Raw genomic sequence first — 17,894 nt, 5'->3', positions numbered from 1 at the left:
TTACCAAAATAGTTCAGCCTCCGCGTGCCGGCCGCCCGCGCCCGGCCCGCCGCCCCCCCCCACGACCGCGTTTCGGCGGCCTGCGGAGCCGTCCTACCCGTTCGGCACGGAAGGCCGGCTCGGGCTGGTCACAGCGTCAGCGCCTCGTCGAGGTCCTCCTGCGTGCACCAGCCGATGGCGTCGTCCGGGTCGAGCTGCGCGACCTCGCAGAGGACGGCGGGAGGGTCCATCCGCCGCCACGTGCGGCCTCCGCTGTAGCGGGGGTAGATGACGAGGTACCTGCCGTAGTCCTGGAAGCCCCTCACACCGATGACTGCCCACACGCCGTCGGGCGCCGTCGGGTTCTTCTTGAGGTGCTGCTCGGTGACGCCGTACACCGGCTCACGGCACGTGCCCGCCGCCTCGTTGTCGGTGCGGTGGCACACGTAGTCCGCGTTGTTGTCCAGCAACCGCTTGACCTCGTGCGGCAGCAGGTGCTTGGCGTTGACGCGGCGCCGTCCGCCGCCAGGACCCGCCGGGGTGGTCGGGGCCGGCGTGGCCGGGGTCGCGAGCCAGCTCGACAACCAGGCGCTGACGCCTTCGGCGAACACCATCGGCCTGCTGGCATCGACCCATGACCGGAACTCGTCGAACGCGTACGGGGGCAACACCGGGAACTGCTGGCGGATCAGCACGATCGGCTGGTACCGGCGCGCCGTGAGCCACACGCTGTCGAACACGGTCCGGCGCACCGCGAGGCGGCTCGCGGCCGGGATGAGGGCGGTCATGCCTCGCTCCAACCGGGCTTGGCCATCGCGGCGAAGGCCTCGTCGACGTCGGCGGCGACCCACGCCGCCAGGTCTTCCTTGCTGACGCCCTTCAGGTCGGGGTCAGCGGCGAGCGCGGCCTTGAGGTCCTTCTCCAGGTTGGCGAGCACCGCCTTGGTGAACTCCGCCTTCGACGGTAGCGCGGCACGGAACGCCTCGCGCTCCTTGGTCTCCGCGGCAGTCGGCTGTTTGACTGCACTTGCCTTGGTGGCCTCGACCTTCGCGGTCGTGGCCACCGGTTCCTTCAGCTCCATCGGGCATCCCTCGATCGGCGGACGGAGTGTCAACCGGCAGTCGTCCCGGTAGTCGACGTCGTTACCCGACTGAGGGAATCCCACCCGTTCAGCTCAGGTGGTGCGCGAATGGCGCAGCGGTTCAACGGGCTGAAACCCGCCGGGGATCGCGGAGACGCTGCTGGAGGTGGCCGGCGTGCTCGATCCCAACGGCCGCCGAACAGTGGATTTGCCTTGGCTGCATCCCGTGTTGGATTCACCCAGAACCGGGAAGGTGACGGCGTGGCGGTTTCGCGGCGGGAAGTGTTGCGCTGGACGGGAGCGGCGGCTGCGGCGGTCCTCGGCGATGGGGCAGTCGCGAACGCACGCCCCCCGCGCTGGGCTCGGCTGCGCGCTCACCTGGACGGTGAGCTGCTGCTGCCCGGTGACGACGGTTACGACACCGCGCGGCTGCCGTTCAACTCGCTGTTCGACCACCACCGGCCGGCCGCGATCGCCCGGTGCGTGCGGCCGCAGGACGTGCAGCACTGCCTGGAGGAAGCACGCCGATCCGGTGTCCGGGTGGCCGCCCGCGGCGGTGGGCACAGCTATGCCGCCTACTCCACCCCGCACAACGGCCTGGTGGTCGACCTCGCGCCGATGGCCGGGGTCGAGGTGCGGCCCGACGGCACCGCGGTGGTGGGCGCGGGAGCTCGCCTCGGCCAGGTCTACTCGGCGCTCACGGCCGCCGGCCGGTGCCTGCCACTGGGCAACTGCCAGTCCGTCGGCATCGCGGGGTTCACCCTCGGCGGTGGCCTCGGCTGGACGCAGCGCACCTACGGCCTCGTGTGCGACAGACTGCGTGCCGCCACGACGGTCACGGTGGACAGCCGGGTGGTCACCGCGTCGGAGGACCGCGAATCCGACCTGTTCTGGGCGTTGCGCGGCGGTGGCGGCGGCAACTTCGGGGTCGTCACCTCGTTCGAGTTCGCCACCGCGCCGATGCCTGAGGTGCTGACCGTGTTCCGCGTCCGGTTCCCTGCCGGGTCGGCGGCGGACGTGCTCGGCGGCTGGCAGCCGTGGAGCGTGGTGCTGCCCGAGGAGGTCTCCACCTCTTGCGTGGTCATGCCGAACGGCGCGGTGGACGTGTCCGGCTGCGGGATCGGGCGCGAGGGTGTGGTGCTCGCGGAACTCGCCCGTCTGCTCGACGCGGTCGGCGTCAACGCGCCGGTCGAGCACGGCGAGGTCGACTACCCGACCGCGACGGCGATCATGACCGGTGGTCAGCCGGCCCGCAACGCGTTCCGTGCGTCGTCGCGGATCGTGGACAGGTGGCACGCCCCTTCGGCGGTGGCGGACGCGGTGCGCGGCATGGACAGCGCGCTGCTCGTCCTGGGTGCGCTCGGCGGGGCGATCGACCGGCGGACGCCGACGGACACGGCTTATCCGCACCGCGGCGCACCGACGTCCGTCGAAGCCTTCGGCTCCGTCGGCAGCCTGCCGCCCGACCAGGTCACGCGTGAGGTGGACCAGGCGCAGAAGGCGTTGGCTGACCTGATCGGCACCGGCACGTACATCAACTACCTCGACCCGTTGCAAGAGGACTGGGCGCAGACGTCGTACCGGCACAACCTGCGCCGGCTGCGCGCCGTGGCCCGCCGCTACGACCCGGACCACGTGCTGCGATTCCCCCAGTCGGTGCGCTGAGCCCAGGTCAGCTTCGACACCGGCGAACTGCTCCCGGTCATGTGGTGTGCCTACAGCGAGTAGCTGTTCTCGGTGCTGCGTTCACCGGATCGTGTTCTGGTGTGCGGCGCGTACTAGGAGTGAGGTAGTGATCACTCAGCAGTGAAGGAGTCCTGTGATGGACACAGCCGCGTTCGAGGCCCTGAAGTTCCAGGGTGACCCCTTGGCCGATGCGGTGATCGCCGACCTGGTCGCCACGAACCGCGTCGGCGTGGTCAACGAGGTGCTGGAGCACTTCCGCGCCAATGACCAGCCCATCCCCGAGCAGCTGCCCGAGCAGGTGCGGGAGTTCCTCATCGCGACGGACAACCCGCCGGAGTGGGTGGAGGCCGACCGGGTGGCGCGGGCCTATGACTTCTTCGTCGACGACGGCGTGCACGTCGCCTCCGTGCTGACGTTCGGTGCGATGGTCAACTGCTACGCCCACGCCCGCGCGTCCCGGGCGCTCACCCTGACCCACGGCCTGAACCAGCCCCACCGGCGGCTGTCGGAGACCTCCCAGTTCGTCATGGACATGATGGGCCGTGACGCGTTCGGCTCTGGCGGGTCGTTCGTGCCCACCATCCAGAAGACGCGTCTCATCCACGCCGCCGTGCGCCACTTCCTCACCGCTTCCGGCCGCTGGGACGTCGCCGCCGACGGCGTTCCGGTGTGCCAGCAGGACATGGTCGGCGCCTTGCTCATCTTCTCCGTCCAGGTGATCGAGGGCATGCGCCGCATGGGCATTTCCGTCACCGAGCAGGAGGCGCAGGACTACTACTACGTGTGGCGTGCCGCGGGCGCCATGCTCGGGATTCCCGCCGAGGCCGTGCCGGAGTCCATCGAGGACGCCCGCGAGCTGAGCGCCGCACTGGTCGAGTCCGTCTACGGGCCGTCGCCGGAGGGCGTGGTGCTCACCCGGCACCTGCTCGACCTCTACGAGAAGCTGTTCCCCGGAAAGATCTTCGACGGCATCGTCGCCGCCATGATCCGCCAGGTCGTCAACCCCGAGGTCGCCGACTGGATGGAGGTGCCGAAGTCCCGCGGCTGGGCCGGTGTCGTGCGCGCGGGTACCCGCCTGGTGCGGGCGCTGGAGCGCGCCGAGGACAACAGCGCCCTGGCCACCACCATCCTCGACCGCGCCGGCGCCATCCTCCTCGGAGGTAGCGTCCGCAACCTCACCAACGGCCAGTCCACCACCCTCACCATCCCCGCGGACCTGCGTGAGCGGTGGGAAGCCGATGGCCGGTCGCCTGTGCCCACCGCGGCGGACCGAGCATGACAAGGCGCTGACCGGTAGACCCGCCACGTCGTGCGCGGGTTCGGTCGGTACAGGCTCTGGCACTCCGGCAGGTCGGGCCGCACTCTCGCCGCCGGCTCATCGTGGAGGATTGCGGTCATGGCTCATCCGGACGAGTTGGCGGCGTTGGACCTCTACTCGGTCTGGTCAACGGCGCGGGACTTGGAGGAGGTGTTCGACCCGTTCTCCTTCGAGCAGCGGATGGCCGCCTACCGGATGATGATCGACAACACCAACGCGGGCGGCCGGTTCGGCGCTGACAACCGGCACAACCCGTTGTGGGGGTTGATGTTCCAGCACCAATGGCAGTTCCGCACGGATCGGCTCGGCGCCGGCACCCGGCAGAACGGGCGGATCGACCCGGACTCGCCGTGGGGTTATGGCAACTACACGCTGAGCGTCATCCCGTGGCTGGGCGCCGCAGCCGCCGGAGTGGTGCCGGACCTGCCGGTCGCCGACCCGCCGACCCACTCCCGCTTCCGGTACGTGACAGGCCGAACCGTCCCGGAAGAGCTCGCCCCGGCGGTGCAGGACTGGCACGCCTACTTCTCCCTCGTGAGCCGGGGTGACCTGACCGACCCCGAACCGGCACGCCTCGCCCTGTGGAAGGCGCACAAGACATCCCTGGACGTGGTGGTCGACGTGCTCGCCGACGTCGACACCGCTCCCTGGCCCGACCTGGAGATCAGCTTCCTGCGCGGCTGGTGCCGGATGGTCGACTACCTGTGGGCAGCAGCCTGGCCCACCGACTTCACCTTCATGACCGCCCACGGCCTCGACGTGCTGCCCGAATCCCTGCTCGCCACCCCCGAGGACGTGGATGCGTTGCCGCCCAAAACGCGCGGCAACGTCGTGAACATCCTCAGTCTCGCGACCACCTCGAAGTGGCGCTACAACCTCAACCTGCTGTTGTGGAAGCGAGTCATGCGCACCCGCGAAGCCCGTGACCGGGTGCTGCCCCTGCTCGACGCGGTGTTCAACCCCAAGCCGGACAACGTCGCCGAGCGCCGCGCGATGCTCGGTTACCTGCTGCGCCCCTGACCGCAGCACCAGCACGCCGGAGTCGGCGGGTGTCGGCCGTCGAAGCGCGGGTACGGGCGGGACTGAATCCGCGCCGGATCGGATGTCGACCTGTGCCGCTCGACAAGTCGTCACGGCAGCACGCCAGCGCATCTCCCCCTCAGGTTGCCGCCAAGCTTGACGATCAAGCCAATGGCATAGGTGGTCAACCGGTGCGTGACCGCAGTGGTGGGCAGGTCGGCCGCGGCCCTCGAGAACGGGTGTCCTCAAGGGCCGCGGTTCCTGGAGGGAAGAGATCAGCCGAAGTCGACGTCACTGCACAGGAAGTACTTCTGGTCCATGTGCGAGGCCTTCCAGATCGTGACGACGACGTGGCGCCCGGTGTAGCCGGAGGTGTTCACCTCGGTCCTGTAGTCGAGCTGGCCCGGATACCTGCCGGTCTGCTTGACGAAGTCGAGGTTGTTCCAGCTGATCGTCGACGTGGCCGGGTCGAAGCCCTGCTTGGTGACGTAGATCTTCAGGTAGTCGGCGCCGTGCCGGGCCACGTCCTGGACGTGGACGGTGAACGTGCTGTCGACCTTGGTCATCCGCCACGGTCCCGGGTTGTCCATCGGGCCGTACCGGCCCATCTCCGCGCGACCGGCGCTGCAGATCTGGCCGTTGGGAACGACGCGCTCGAGGTCCTCGCCCAGGTTGTTGGCGTACAGGGCGTTCCAGTTGTACATCGCGTCCGGGCTCTGGTGCCACGCGATGTGGCACATGGGGTCTTGCTCCTGCATGCCCGGAGCGTCGGGGCCGGACCAGCGGGTGGCGCAGCCGTAGTTGCGGGTCGGCGGGTCGATGACCGTGCCGTGCGCCGAGGCGCGGGTCGGCTGGAAGGTCATGAGCGAGGCGACGACGGACAGCAGCACGGCGATGTGCAGGGCTGTCCGGCGTCGGGGCGCCGAAAGGGTGACGTGCATGGGTCAGTCCTCCGTGTAGTCGATGTGTGTTGCTCCCACCGGGGCGTGTGCTGTGGCGATCACCTCCCTTGGCGTGCGCCGGTCTGCGGGCGCGCGAGCAGCTCGGACAGCGCCCACCGGCCGGGGCCCAGAACCGCGAGGAGCAGGAACGCCCAGCTGAACAGCGCGGCCGGCTCGCCGCCGTTCTCGATCGGGAACAGGCCGTGGGGCTGGTGCGCGGTGAAGTAGGCGTAGGCCATGGAGCCGGAGCACACGACCGCGGCGGCGCGGGTGACCAGCCCGAGCAGCACCAGTGCGCCGCCCACGAGCTGGATGACCGCGGCCCACCAGCTCGGCCAGTGCGCGAAGCCGGGTGTCCGGCCTCCGTGCGGTCCACCCAGCACGCCGAAGAGAGTGGCCGCGCCGTGACAGGCGAAGAGCAGCCCCACGACGAACCTGAACAGACTCAGTGCCAGCTGCCGGTGGTCGGCCGTCAGTTCCACGGTGGTTCCCTTCTGCGGTGAGCGCCGTCGCGGGAAGGTGCGAACGGCTGGTGAGCAGGCGGCAGGGCCGCCCACGGTGGCGTCGTGCACGGTTGTCCGTGACGACGCCACCGCTCTTGCGGAGCGGGGTCGCAGGCCGCCACCGACGACCCCGCTCACCCCTGCGCGGTTCGGGCCCGGCAGGGTGTCCTCGTTGCTTCAGGCAGGTGTGCCGGACTGCAACCACGAGCTGGCTCGCGTGCGATCACCACGAACCGGTAGGCCCTCACGCCAGCGGGTCGCACGTGCCACCTCGTCGTGGTCTATTTCCGTGCGCCGATCAAAGGTTCGGACGGTTGTGGTTGAGCCGCGGACATGAGCACCAGGCACGCGGTGATCAAGACGAGGTTCTTGACCACGAACTCGCCTTCGGTGGTGAGCAGCAACGGGTTGCCCGCCTGGAACGCCGCCTGCGGCTGGACGACCAGCACCAGGAACGTGCCGAGCAGGTGGGCCAGCGCCACTCCCGCGACCCACCGCAGCCGGCGGCCGAGCCACAGGGCCGCGCCGAGCACGATCTCCGCCGATCCCAGTGAGAACAGCAGCAGGTCGCGGTCCAGCCAGGGCACGGTGCGGGCGACCAGGTCGGCGACCGGTGTCACGTCGGCGACCTTGAGCGCGCCGAACCACACGAACACCAGGCCGAGCGAGCCGCGCAGCAGCGTCACCGCGCGGGTGATCACGGCGCACCGCAGGTGCTGGTGTCGGCGGGGTCGACGCGCCATTGCCCCTCGCGGGAGCGCAGCCAGTGCTCGCCGGTGCGCTGGCCGCGCCGCCAGGAGACCCGGACGACGTCGGGCCCGTCGGCCACGACACCGAGCACCTCGTGGGGAACTCCGAGCTCGCAGTGCGCGAGCCGGTCGACGAACACGTCACGGGGATCGCGCTGCTGTGCTTCGGCGGTCCACATGTCCCAGGCCTTGGCCGGGTCGCCGCCCGAGAGCAAGCCGAGGTAGGTGGTGGCGACCCCGCGCAGCAGCGCGACGTCCTGCGCCGTCATCGCGTGGTGCTGGTGGTGGTGTGAGTGGTCGGGTCCGCCGGGCGCGCATCCGGCAGCGGCCGCGACGGTCAGGGCAAGGCAGACAAGGGTTCTCATGTGGATCCTCCCGGGGTGGCCGGGCAGCGGCCCCGCACCGTTGCGGGACCGCTCCCCCGCCTGGCGTCAGTTGCCCAGGCGCTTGGTGCCGTACCGGGAGATCCAGTCGTTGCCGCCGACGTTCATGTCCGCCAGCACCTCGACGGAGTCACGCGTCGCCTCCAGGCTCATGGAGCCCTGGTTGGAGCCGGCCAGCTCGTAGGTCCACGTCTGCCCGACCGGGATGGTGCGGTCGGCCAGCGGCACGTCGTGGAAGCCGAACCGGATGATGTAGTGCGACTCGCCGTTGCCGCGGGGAACCTCGACGTAGTCCTGCTGCGGGTGTCCGTACTGGATGGACGCCCGGTAGTGGTGGTCGACGGAGCCCGAGGGAGCGCGGAACTTCAGCACCAGGCAGTCGGTGTGCACGGGCGCGTTGCCGGTGTTGGTGAAGATCAGCTTGCGGCTGCCGTAGGAGGTGCCGCCTTCGAGCTGCACCTTGACCGACAGGCCGACGTTGCTCGTGAAGGCGGTGTTGAGCGGCTCGTCCAGGACCGGGTTGCGGCTCGGTACGGCGTAGTCCGTGCCGCGGCGGCACCGCTCCAGGGGTGAGCCGTCCACGGAGGAGGGACCATCCGGGTACTGCTGACCGTGGGCCGCCGGTCCCGCGCTCACGGGGGACGTGACGGCGACGGCGTTCGCGCTCGCGGACAGCGAGGACACGACGAACGCCACGGACAACGCGAGGCCGGCGGCCCCGGTTGCGGACAACGCCGTCTTGGCCGACTTCTTCATGGGTGTGCCTCCGTCAGAATCGGAAGGAAACACCCGGGGGAAATGTGTCCCGCCGGGGCCGAAACACCGTGGCGGCGGCTTCTTCAGGTTAGTTAAACGATCTTTTTGCTGTCAACATCGAATATGAAACTGCCCGATCAGTCCACTGTCGATGTTCTTTTCTGAGCTTTCCGAGGGAAGCGTTGTTCCAGGCACGCTCACTCGGCGATCCTCCAATCAGGGACGGATCGCTTGTCGAGTGTGCGGAACAGGGCGGTGGCCACCGGACTGGTGTGCCGGCGACCACCGTGCGGATCGTCAGGTGGTGAGAGTCCATTTCTGGCTGTTCCAGGTGCCGCAGTCCCAGAGGTGCAGGCGGGCGCCGTTGGCCGTGCTCTGGCCCTCAATGTCGAGGCAGCGACCGGACTTGAGGTTCTTCAGCGTGCCGCCTGACTGGAAGGCCCACTTCTGGCTGTCCCAGGTGCCGCAGTCCCACAGGTGGGCCTTGGTGCCGTTGGCGGTGGCGCCGCCTTCGACGTCCAGGCACTTGCCGCCGGACTTCAGCTGCTGCCCCTCGATCACCCAGGCCATGGTGAGCGTGTCAGCGCAGGTCCACTGCTGGATGGCGGTGCCGTTCGCGGTGCCTCCGCCCGCGCGGTCGATGCACTGGGCGGTCGCTCCGTTGACGATCCTGCCGCCGGTGACCGGATCCGGGCCCGGGTTGTTGCCGCCGGGGCCCCAGGCGTTCCAGTTGTCCCAGGTCTCGGCGTCGAAGCCGATCCGGCCGAGCTTGTCCGCGGCCCAGTTGGAGCCGGCCTTGTCGATGACGGTGCCGCCGACGGTGTAGTTCTCCAGCTTCAGGCCGCGGCTGTCGCGCGCCTCGTTGCCCAGGGTGACCTTCTGCCCGCTGCTGTTGCTGTACCGCTTGAGCAGGCTGACCTGGGAGGAGGGGTCCAGCTGGCTCCAGGCGCCGATCTTGAGGTTCTTGATGTGGATGTTCTCGGTGCTCGACAGGGCGAAGACGCGGATCGCGCAGTTGGTCATGCCTTCGACGGTGATGTTCTCGAAGGTCATGTTCTTCACCGATGTGCCGGGGTCAGCCGTGGTGGTCGAGCCCATGTTCTCCCAGTGCGAGGACGAGTTGAGGATGCAGGTGTTGTACTTGACGTCCTTCCAGTACATCCGGTTGTGGATGACGTGGGTGTTGCTGACCCGGACGTTGTCGATGTTGCGCGGAGTCCATCCCCACTGGATGACGGGGCCGTTCTCGTTCTTCCAGATGACGGTGTTATCGATGGTGACGTCGCTGTGGTACATCTTCAGCACGTCGTCGTTGGCGTTGAAGAACGTGTTCTTCATGGTGCTGCCGCGGTAGAGCTCGATGCCGTCGGTCTGCCAGTACCAGGAGCCGACCTGCTTGTAGTTCTCGACCCGCATGCTGAAGGTCTGCTCGTCCCCGTACACGACGAACGAGTGGTAGGGCGGCTCGTTGATGGTCACGCCCTGCAGGTCCAGGTGTTGCTGCCGCCCCTGCGCCGAGGCGAACTGCAGCATCTTCACGCAGGTGGAGTGGCAGTTGGACGCACCCGAGAGGTGGTCGTAGTTGTTGGCGGTGTCGGCCTCGTAGACGTACTGCTCACCGGAGAGCACGCCGTAGCCGGTCACCTTGTACAGGCCCTGGCTGTCGTCGGGGAAGCGGATGGCGCCCTTCACGTAGGCCCCCGGCGCCAGGTAGACCCACTTGACCTGCTTGGGCAGCAGCGCGTGGTACTTCGAGGTCATGTAGTAGGTGCCGGGCCGGAAGTACACGATCTCCTCGCTGATCGTGTTCAGGTTCGTGACCTGCCCCTGCGGCGGGTAGTAGGTGCTCCCCGAGGCCGCGGTGGGGATCAGCCGGTCCCGCTCCGCCCCGGCGGGTGCCGGCTCGGCGAAGATCATCATGGAGTTGCGGGGCTCGGTGTGGATGGCGCGGTTGCCGCCACCGGACTCGGTGGTGAGCTTGCCGGCGTCGGTGGCCGGCCCCGACATGTCGTTGTACGCGGTGTACAGCTGCGGATCGAACTCGACGGAGAAGCGGTGACCCGCCGTGCTGTAGGGGACCTTGATGCGCACGGTGTCGCTGTCGACGAGCTGCTTGGCGAAGTCCAGGCTGCTCGGCTTGATCTTGACCTGGTCGGCTGAGGAGATGGTCTGGCCCGTACGCAGGGAGACGTCGACCCACACGTCGGTGGCGTACTGGAAGGACGACCAGCTCATCGTCAGGTTCGCCGCCGAGGAGAACTCGGCGCCGTCTTCCTTGGTGTAGCCGATCTTGCCCTTCCCGCTGCGCGCGATGCTCATGTACGGGAACGAGTCGTACTTGGTCGCGGGCGCCACGGCGGTGGCGACCTGGACGTCGTAGAACGACGAGCGCCTGACCTTGTCACCGGCCACCGGGCTGCTGGTGTTGAACTCGTGGTTGTCGTGCCACCACGTCTTGAGCTGCTCGCTGTCGGCGGTGGAGACGGCGGCGGCCTGGGCCGGGGGCGTCCCCGCGCTCGCCCCGGTCGGCGCGACGACGCCGATCAGGGCGAGCACCAGACCGGCGGCAAATGCCACCGGTCGGCTCATTCTTGCTGCGGGCATGGCGAATTCCTCTTCTCATCGTTGGGAAGGGGCACGTCATTCCGGATTCACCGGTGACGCAGAAGCGCAGACGTCACAGAACAAGAAGTCCGGAGGTTTCAGGCGCAGTGCGCGCGAAGCGCTTCCTTTTCAGGCTAGTGGTCCCGCGTTTTCCTTGTCAATAAAAGAATTCACGCCGGACATGACTCGTCGTCCTTCAGGGAATGAGCGCAGGAAAACGTGCGCGGACCACGGCTCCATGGCGACCCGGCCATTGATGACGGATGGTTCTGCGACGTTGGACAGCACCAGGTCGGCGGCGGACCATTCGTCGTTCAGGGTGGCGGTTTGCGGTGTGCCGCTGAGGTTGGCCACGACGAGCAGGCGGTCGTCGTGGAGGGAACGTTCATAGGCGTAGAGGTGGGGCTCGTCGGCCAGGAGCATCCGGAAGTCGCCCAGGGCCACGACCGGGAGCGAGTGGCGCAGCTCGATGAGCCGGCGGTAGTGGTGGAAGACGGAGTCCGGGTCGTCGTACTGGGCTCGGGCGTTGAGCCAGGTGTGGTTGGGGTTGACCGTGATCCACGGTTCACCGGTGGTGAACCCGGCCTGGGCAGTCGGGTCCCACTGCATGGGGGTGCGGGCGTTGTCGCGACCCATCGCGCGCAGGCCGCGCAACACCGATTCCGGTTCGCCGCCTGCGGCGACGGTCTCGGCGTAGTGGTTGAGCGACTCGACATCGCGCATCTCGTGCACGCCGGCGAACGGCGCGTTGGTCATGCCCAGCTCTTCGCCCTGGTAGATGAACGGCGTGCCGCGGTGCAGGTGCAGCACGGTCGCGAGCGCGGTGGCCGATTCGCGCCAGTACCTGTCGTCGTCGCCGAAGCGGGACACCACGCGGGGCTGGTCGTGGTTGTTCCAGTACAGGCTGTTCCAGCCGACCTCGCCCAGCGCGGTCTGCCAGCGGCCCAGCGAGGCTTTGAGGTCGCGCAGGTCCAGCGGCTTGGGGTCGAACTTCCCACCGGGGCCGTGGTCGAGGGAGACGTGCTCGAACTGGAACACCATGTCGAGCTCGCGCCGTCGCTGGTCGGTGAACAGCCGGGCGTCCTTCCAGGTGACGCCGGGCATCTCCCCCACGGTCAGCAGCTGGTTCGTCCGGCCCTCGAAGACCTCGCGGTGCATCTCCTGGAGGAACTCGTGGATGCGCGGTCCCGTGCCGTAATGGGGAAATCCGTCCCCGCGTCCGCTGGTGCCGGTGGTGGCACCGTCGGGCAGGGCGGGGTCCTTGGAGATCAGGTTGATGACGTCCATGCGGAAGCCGTCCACGCCCCGGTCCAGCCACCAGCGCATCATCTCGTACACGGCCTGGCGGACCTCGGGGTTCTCCCAGTTGAGGTCGGGCTGCTTGGGGGCGAACAGGTGCAGGTAGTACTCGCCGGTGCCCTCGTCGAGTGTCCAGGTCGGTCCGGAGAAGAACGACTCCCAGTTGGTGGGTTCGGCTCCCGGCTGCCCGGCGTCGAAACCCTCACGCGGCGGACGCCACCAGTACCAGTCACGTTTCGGGTTGTCCTGGGAAGAGCGGGACTCCACGAACCAGGGATGCTCGTCGGAGGTGTGGTTGACCACCAGGTCCATCACCAGCTTCATGTCCCGCGCGTGCACTTCGGCGAGCAGGCGGTCGAAGTCCTCCAGCGTGCCGAACGCCGGGTCGATCGCCTGGTAGTCGGAGATGTCGTAGCCGTTGTCGGCGTGCGGCGAGGCGTACACCGGGGACAGCCAGACCACGTCGACGCCGAGCCGGTGCAGGTGGTCGAGCCGGGTGATCAGGCCGGGCAGATCGCCGATGCCGTCGCCGTTGGAGTCGGCGAAGCTGCGCGGGTAGACCTGGTAGACCACGGCCGAGGTCCACCACGGTGCGGTGGCCAGGGTGGGGGTGACCGTCTGGTCGAGAGTCATGGACGTCCTTCGTGGGGTGTTCATTTGACCGCGCCGAGGTTCACTCCGCGCATGAGCGTGCGTTGGAAGAGCAGGAAGAACACCAGCGCGGGCAGGATGCCCGCCAGTGACGCGGCGGCCAGGGCGGTGGGGTCGCTGGTGTACTGGCCGCTGAGCGCGCCGAGCGCGACCGACACGGTCTGGTTGTCCGCGGAGGGCAGCAGCACCAGGGGCAGGAAGAAGTCGTTCCAGGTCCAGATGAAGAAGAACGTCATCAGCACCGCCATCGTCGGCCTGGTCAGCGGCAGCACCACGAGCCGGAGCACCTGCAGGCGGGTGGCGCCGTCGAGCCGGGCTGCTTCGAGCACCTCGGGCGGGAAGGTGCCCAGCACCGAGGACAGCATGTAGGTGCCGAACGCGCTCTGCAGCACGGCCAGGATGATGACGACGCCGGCCATCGTGTCGTAGAGCCCGAGGTCGCGGGTGAGCACGAACAGCGGGTAGACCAGGGCTTCCTGCGGGATGGTGAACGCGAGCATGAACAGCGCGAGGATCCACACCCGGCCGCGGATGCGGCCGATGCCGATGGCGAACGCGGACAGCAGGCTCAGCGTCACCGCGATCAGGGCCACGCTGCCGCTGATCACGACGCTGTTGAGCAGCTTGCGGTTGAAGTCCACACCGCCCCAGAAGTCGACCAGGGCGGAGAAGTCCAGTTCGGTGGGCAGCGAGACCGGCCCGTTGGCGATGTAGTCGGGTGCGGGTTTGAACGCGTTGATGATCGCGATCCAGAACGGGAACAGCATCAGCAGGCCGATCCCGGCGACCAGGGCGAGCACCACCCAGCCGCTGACGCCGCGCTTGCGGCGCTTGACCCGGCGGCGCACCGGTGGCGCGGGCGGGATCGTCATGGTCACGGCGGCCGGCTTTTCCAGGCTATCGACGGCCATCTTCGAACCCTTCGGAGTTGCGGGTCTGGTAGCGCAACAGCGCGACCGCGACGACCGAGATCATCAGCGCCAGCACGGATGCCACCGCGGCGCCGTAGCCGACCTTGGTGGTGGTGAAGAAGTTGGAGAACGAGAAGTAGGCGGGCACGATCGTGCTGGTGCCGGGTCCACCGCGGGTGAGCACGTAGATCGGCGCGAACACCTTGAGCGCCGCCACCGAGGTGGTGATCAGCACGACCGCGATCTCCGGGCGCAGCTGGTTGAGCGTGATGGTGCGGAACTGCTGCAGCCAGGTCGCTCCGTCGAGCTCGGCGGCCTCGTACAGCGCGGGGTCGACGCGGGAGAGCCCGGCCATGAACACCACGACCGTGTAGCCGACCTGCAACCAGACCAGCACGTTCATCACGGCGTAGAGGGCGAGGCCGGAGTCGCCGAGCCAGTTGTGCGCCAGGCCGCCGAGGCCGAGGTCGCGCAGGGTGGTGTTGATGATCCCGTACTGCGGTTGGTACATCCACTTCCACAGCACGCCCGCGACCGCGATCGGCAGGATCTGCGGCAGGTAGTAGGTGGCGCGCAGGAAGCTCGCCACCTTCGTCCCGAACTTCGGTGAGATGTAGTTGAACAGCACCGCCGCGACCAGCACGCCGATGGCGGTCGGGAGGATCGCCATGGCCACGATGAACGCCACGCTGTGCCGGAAAGACGCCCAGAACAGCGGGTCGCCCAGCAGCCGCTGGTAGTTCTCGAACCCGATGAACACCGGGTCGCCGACGCCTCGGAAGGAGGTGAGGCTGTACCAGAGGTTCATCCCGAACGGCACGGCGACGACGGCCAGGAACCCGGCCGCACCCGGCAGGACGTACCACCAGTAGCCGCCCCGGCGTTCGGACGTTGCCTTGCGTGCCCGGCGGGGCGCGCTGATGTGCGTGGACATGGCGATCCTTTCGGCCCGGCCGGTTTCTAGGCGGCCGGCTTGCCGGCGTCGTAGGCGGCCTTGATCGCCTGGACCACCTGCTGCGGACTGGCGTCACCGCCGACGAGGTTGGTGGTGTTGGCGACCAGGACGTCGTTGAGCCCGGCCACGGGGAAGTCCGGGTACAGGGCCAGCCCGCCGTCGTCGCCGGAGAGCAGCTCGGTGAACCGGTCGCCGACGAGCAGACCCATCGCCGAGCTCGCCGCCCCCGGCTCGGCGGCGACCGGCACGCCACCCTTGTCGGCCAGCAGGTTCTGCACCTCGGGCCGCTGCGTGATCTGCAGGAAGTCGTAGGCGAGGTCCTTGTTCTTCGCCTTCGCGGGCACGACCCACAGGTTGCCCCCGGAGCCGGGGTGCAGCTTGTTGCCCGGGAACAGGAACTGGCCGGTCTTGAACTTGGGCTGCTCGGCGATCTGCCCGGCCCACCAGGTGCCGGAGACGAACATGGGGTACTGGCCGGCGATGAACGCGTTGCCCGCGTCCTGCGCGGGGATGCCGGTGGAGTCGGTGCTGATGTACTTCTTGTCCACCCACTGGCGCATGGTGGTGGCGGCCTTCTCCCAGGCCGACCAGTCGACCTCACCCTTGAACCGCTGGTAGGCAGCCAGGGACTGCTCGTTCATGTGCGAGAGCGCGAGCGAGTACAGCAGGTGCGGGCCGGGGTAGTCGGCCGAGCCGAGCGCGAGCGGCGTGACGCCCTTGTCGGCGAAGGTCTTCAGCGCCTTCTCGAACTCGGCCATGTTCGTCGGCACCTGCACGTCGTGCTGGGCGAACAGGTCCTGGTTGTACCAGACGCCGACGTACTCGCCGTAGTTCGTGATGCCGTAGCGCTTGCCCGAGCCCATCAACCCGTTGTCGTCGTAGAGGCCGACGTCCTGGGCGGAGTTGTCCAGCTTCCAGCCCCGGGTCTGGGAGACCTCGGTCAGGTCGGTGAGCAGGCCCGCCTTGGCCACGACACCGGCGGTGGCGTTGCCCTTGAGGTACTCCAGCACGTCGGGGGTGTCGTTCGAGTCGAGGATGAGCTGCCCGGACTGCTGCATCTGCTCGTAGGTCTTGAGCTCCTGCTTGACGGTGACGCCGGGGTGCTCCCTCTCGAAGATCGAGACGGCCTGCTTCCAGGCCATCGACAGCGCGCTGTCGTCGGTCTCCCACCACCACACCTTGAGCGTGCTCGGGTCACCGGAGTCACCCCCGCTCGAACACCCGGTCATCACCAGCGCCAAGGCGGTGGCCACTGCGGTGACCAGCCTCAAGGGGTGCTTGCGCATCTCGATCCTCCAGAGTCGCGACGGCGGCGTCGCCTACCGGGGTTTTCTTTGTCGCAACATTAAGGGCGACCTGACTGTAACCCGTCAACCCGCAGCTAGTCACGTTTTTGTCACGCAGGAGGTCTTGTCAGGGAGTTTTGCGGCGATACTATTGCGGCTCGGTTACCCCCGACCCCCGACGAGGAGCGCACGGTGCTCGACGCCGCATCGCCCTGGGCACCCCTGTTGCCCTCCGCCCGCCGCGTGACGCTGGAGGTGCTGCTCCACGGCCCACTGGCCCGCTCGGAGCTGGCGGACCGGCTGGGCCTGTCGACGGCGAGCCTGACGCGGCTGACCAAGCCGTTGATGGACGTCGGCCTGCTGCGCGAGGTGGAGACACCGAACCTGCGCGGCGGCGGACGACCGCTGCAACCCCTCGACGTCGACCCGGACGTGCAGCGGTTCATCGGCATCAAGCTCGCGGGCTTCCGCGCCTACGGCGTGCTGACGAACCTGCGCGCGGACATCCTCGACAGCGCCGCCGTCGAGATCACCGACCACAGCCCGGAAGCGGTCGTGGCCAAGATCGCCGAACTGGTCGCCGCACTGGACGACCCGGCACGCCCGGTCACCGCGATCGGCATCGGCATCGGCGCCGTCGTCCGCGACTTCACCCACGTGCAGCGGGCGGTGTTCCTGCACTGGGGTGAGGTCGACCTCGGCGCGGCGGTCGCCGCGGCCACCGGCAGGCCGACCGTGGTGTCCAACGACCTGGACGCCCTGCTGGAGGCCGAACACTGGTTCGGCGACGGCAAGGACGTGCGGAGCTTCGCCGTGCTCACCATCGGCGCCGGTGTCGGAGGCGGGCTCGTGATCCACGACCACCTCGTCAGCGGCCCGGACTCCGGGCTGGGCCTGCTCGGGCACTTCCCCGTCGACCCGCTCGGCCCGTCCTGCCCGGAAGGGCACCGCGGCTGCGTGAAGGCCCTGCTCACCACGGACGCCATCCGGTCGCAGGCCGCCCTGACCCTGGGCCGGCCCGTCACCTACGACGAGGTCCTCGACCTCGCCGAAGCCGGCAACCCGGTCGCCGACCAGATCGTCGGCCGGGCCGCGCACGCGTTCGGCACGCTGATCGCGGCCGTCGCCAACATCGCCCAGCCCGAGCGGGTCATCCTCACCGGCGAGGGCATCCGCCTCGCCCAGGTCGCCGAGTCGCGCGTACGCGCGGGCATCGCCCAAGCCCGCCACGCCGAAGCCTCACCGATCGACCTGCGGTTCATCAACGACGACCCGACGCTCTGGGCCCGCGGCGCCGCCGCCGTGGCCATCCAGCGCACCGTGCTCGCCACCCCGTCCCAGCGAACCCCCTGACCGCGGCATCGGCAGCCGCGGCGGTCGTTTCCAAGGCTTGGTGGCCCCTCACATCATCCCACCGGCGTGCGATGCGCTCTGGCAGGTGAACCGGTCCGAAGCCGGCTTACCGCCCGTGGCGGCGCCGGTGTCTCCAGAAGGATTCCGGGACACGAAGGCATGGCCGGTCCGATGCCGTATTGGATTCGACGGTGGCGGTTGCTTGCATCAGATCGAGGTCCGATTCGGATGGAGGCGTGTTCGACGATGGTGAACGCGAAGCAGGACAACGCACATGATCGGCAGCACAACAGGAAGTTGTTGGTCAGCGTGTTCGATCCGCAGGCAGGTGAACCGGTCCGAAGCCGGCTTACCGCCCGTGGCGGCGCCGGTGTCTCCAGAAGGATTCCGGGACACGAAGGCATGGCCGGTCCGATGCC

Annotated in this window: 16 protein-coding genes; 4 read left to right on the top strand and 12 right to left on the bottom strand. The window is 68.6% G+C overall.

Features of this window, described 5'->3' with window-relative positions:
• Window positions 1–128 precede the first annotated feature (128 nt).
• Together AB0A63_RS40200 and AB0A63_RS40195 are read right to left on the bottom strand one after the other, a co-directional pair.
• Entirely contained in the window at window positions 129–767 is a 639-nt protein-coding gene (locus AB0A63_RS40200) for a hypothetical protein (protein WP_360401993.1), read from the bottom strand.
• Window positions 764–1,060, bottom strand: a complete 297-nt coding sequence (locus AB0A63_RS40195; RefSeq protein ID WP_360401990.1) for a hypothetical protein — start codon at window positions 1,058–1,060, stop codon at window positions 764–766. Before AB0A63_RS40195 ends, AB0A63_RS40200 begins: the two co-directional genes overlap by 4 nt.
• Before the next feature lie 261 nt (window positions 1,061–1,321).
• On the opposite strand from AB0A63_RS40195, the gene AB0A63_RS40190 reads away from it, so the two are divergent.
• The 3 genes from AB0A63_RS40190 to AB0A63_RS40180 all read left to right on the top strand — a co-directional run bounded on the left by AB0A63_RS40190 (window position 1,322) and on the right by AB0A63_RS40180 (window position 5,084).
• A complete protein-coding gene (locus AB0A63_RS40190; protein WP_360401987.1) occupies window positions 1,322–2,725 on the top strand; it encodes an FAD-binding oxidoreductase in 1,404 nt (467 codons plus the stop codon).
• Window positions 2,726–2,882: 157 nt separating this feature from the next.
• Complete coding sequence (locus tag AB0A63_RS40185; protein ID WP_360401984.1) at window positions 2,883–4,025, top strand: oxygenase MpaB family protein; 1,143 nt, start codon at window positions 2,883–2,885, stop codon at window positions 4,023–4,025.
• 117 nt (window positions 4,026–4,142) lie between these two features.
• Window positions 4,143–5,084 carry a Leg1-related protein gene (locus AB0A63_RS40180; RefSeq protein ID WP_360401979.1) on the top strand — a complete coding sequence of 314 codons (942 nt, stop codon included), beginning with the start codon at window positions 4,143–4,145 and terminating at the stop codon, window positions 5,082–5,084.
• Between the two features lie 275 nt (window positions 5,085–5,359).
• On the opposite strand, the gene AB0A63_RS40175 is transcribed toward AB0A63_RS40180, so the two are convergent.
• From AB0A63_RS40175 to AB0A63_RS40130, 10 genes are all read right to left on the bottom strand, one after another.
• The gene (locus AB0A63_RS40175) at window positions 5,360–6,025 is read right to left on the bottom strand and encodes a lytic polysaccharide monooxygenase (RefSeq protein ID WP_360401976.1); all 666 of its coding nucleotides are present in this window, start codon (window positions 6,023–6,025) and stop codon (window positions 5,360–5,362) included.
• A gap of 59 nt (window positions 6,026–6,084) precedes the next feature.
• Window positions 6,085–6,507: a DoxX family protein gene (locus tag AB0A63_RS40170; protein WP_360401973.1), complete on the bottom strand. Its 423-nt coding sequence runs from the start codon at window positions 6,505–6,507 to the stop codon at window positions 6,085–6,087.
• Between the two features lie 302 nt (window positions 6,508–6,809).
• Window positions 6,810–7,229, bottom strand: a complete 420-nt coding sequence (locus AB0A63_RS40165; protein WP_360401970.1) for a DoxX family membrane protein — start codon at window positions 7,227–7,229, stop codon at window positions 6,810–6,812.
• On the bottom strand, window positions 7,226–7,642 hold the full coding sequence (locus AB0A63_RS40160; protein WP_360401967.1) for a hypothetical protein: 417 nt from the start codon (window positions 7,640–7,642) through the stop codon (window positions 7,226–7,228). The genes AB0A63_RS40165 and AB0A63_RS40160 overlap by 4 nt, the downstream gene beginning before the upstream one ends.
• Window positions 7,643–7,708: 66 nt before the next feature.
• Window positions 7,709–8,416 carry a hypothetical protein gene (locus AB0A63_RS40155; RefSeq protein ID WP_360401964.1) on the bottom strand — a complete coding sequence of 236 codons (708 nt, stop codon included), beginning with the start codon at window positions 8,414–8,416 and terminating at the stop codon, window positions 7,709–7,711.
• 297 nt (window positions 8,417–8,713) lie between these two features.
• Window positions 8,714–11,020, bottom strand: a complete 2,307-nt coding sequence (locus AB0A63_RS40150) for a family 49 glycosyl hydrolase (protein ID WP_360401961.1) — start codon at window positions 11,018–11,020, stop codon at window positions 8,714–8,716.
• Window positions 11,021–11,149: 129 nt separating this feature from the next.
• Window positions 11,150–12,952 (bottom strand): alpha-glucosidase, encoded by a 1,803-nt coding sequence (locus AB0A63_RS40145; RefSeq protein ID WP_360401958.1) that lies wholly within the window; start codon window positions 12,950–12,952, stop codon window positions 11,150–11,152.
• Window positions 12,953–12,972: 20 nt separating this feature from the next.
• Window positions 12,973–13,881, bottom strand: a complete 909-nt coding sequence (locus AB0A63_RS40140) for a carbohydrate ABC transporter permease (protein WP_360401955.1) — start codon at window positions 13,879–13,881, stop codon at window positions 12,973–12,975.
• Window positions 13,868–14,815, bottom strand: coding sequence for a sugar ABC transporter permease (locus AB0A63_RS40135; protein WP_360401952.1), 948 nt, complete (start codon window positions 14,813–14,815; stop codon window positions 13,868–13,870). Before AB0A63_RS40135 ends, AB0A63_RS40140 begins: the two co-directional genes overlap by 14 nt.
• A gap of 26 nt (window positions 14,816–14,841) precedes the next feature.
• Window positions 14,842–16,122 carry an extracellular solute-binding protein gene (locus AB0A63_RS40130; RefSeq protein WP_360401949.1) on the bottom strand — a complete coding sequence of 427 codons (1,281 nt, stop codon included), beginning with the start codon at window positions 16,120–16,122 and terminating at the stop codon, window positions 14,842–14,844.
• Window positions 16,123–16,314: 192 nt separating this feature from the next.
• On the opposite strand from AB0A63_RS40130, the gene AB0A63_RS40125 reads away from it, so the two are divergent.
• Window positions 16,315–17,475, top strand: coding sequence for an ROK family transcriptional regulator (locus AB0A63_RS40125; protein WP_360401946.1), 1,161 nt, complete (start codon window positions 16,315–16,317; stop codon window positions 17,473–17,475).
• The last annotated feature ends 419 nt before the right edge of the window (window positions 17,476–17,894 follow it).

The sequence above is a fragment of the Lentzea sp. NPDC042327 genome (assembly GCF_040647275.1).
GTDB lineage: Bacteria > Actinomycetota > Actinomycetes > Mycobacteriales > Pseudonocardiaceae > Lentzea.
This window is presented reverse-complemented; position numbering and strand designations above follow the sequence as displayed.

Bases quoted from the DNA above. Each gene is read 5' to 3' on its own strand.
- AB0A63_RS40200 (WP_360401993.1), bottom strand. From the start codon at position 767: ATGACCGCCCTCATCCCGGCCGCGAGCCGCCTCGCGGTGCGCCGGACC.
- AB0A63_RS40130 (WP_360401949.1), bottom strand. From the start codon at position 16,122: ATGCGCAAGCACCCCTTGAGGCTGGTCACCGCAGTGGCCACCGCCTTG.
- AB0A63_RS40185 (WP_360401984.1), top strand. From the start codon at position 2,883: ATGGACACAGCCGCGTTCGAGGCCCTGAAGTTCCAGGGTGACCCCTTG.
- AB0A63_RS40135 (WP_360401952.1), bottom strand. From the start codon at position 14,815: ATGTCCACGCACATCAGCGCGCCCCGCCGGGCACGCAAGGCAACGTCC.
- AB0A63_RS40150 (WP_360401961.1), bottom strand. From the start codon at position 11,020: ATGCCCGCAGCAAGAATGAGCCGACCGGTGGCATTTGCCGCCGGTCTG.
- AB0A63_RS40175 (WP_360401976.1), bottom strand. From the start codon at position 6,025: ATGCACGTCACCCTTTCGGCGCCCCGACGCCGGACAGCCCTGCACATC.
- AB0A63_RS40155 (WP_360401964.1), bottom strand. From the start codon at position 8,416: ATGAAGAAGTCGGCCAAGACGGCGTTGTCCGCAACCGGGGCCGCCGGC.
- AB0A63_RS40140 (WP_360401955.1), bottom strand. From the start codon at position 13,881: ATGGCCGTCGATAGCCTGGAAAAGCCGGCCGCCGTGACCATGACGATC.
- AB0A63_RS40180 (WP_360401979.1), top strand. From the start codon at position 4,143: ATGGCTCATCCGGACGAGTTGGCGGCGTTGGACCTCTACTCGGTCTGG.
- AB0A63_RS40145 (WP_360401958.1), bottom strand. From the start codon at position 12,952: ATGACTCTCGACCAGACGGTCACCCCCACCCTGGCCACCGCACCGTGG.
- AB0A63_RS40160 (WP_360401967.1), bottom strand. From the start codon at position 7,642: ATGAGAACCCTTGTCTGCCTTGCCCTGACCGTCGCGGCCGCTGCCGGA.
- AB0A63_RS40195 (WP_360401990.1), bottom strand. From the start codon at position 1,060: ATGGAGCTGAAGGAACCGGTGGCCACGACCGCGAAGGTCGAGGCCACC.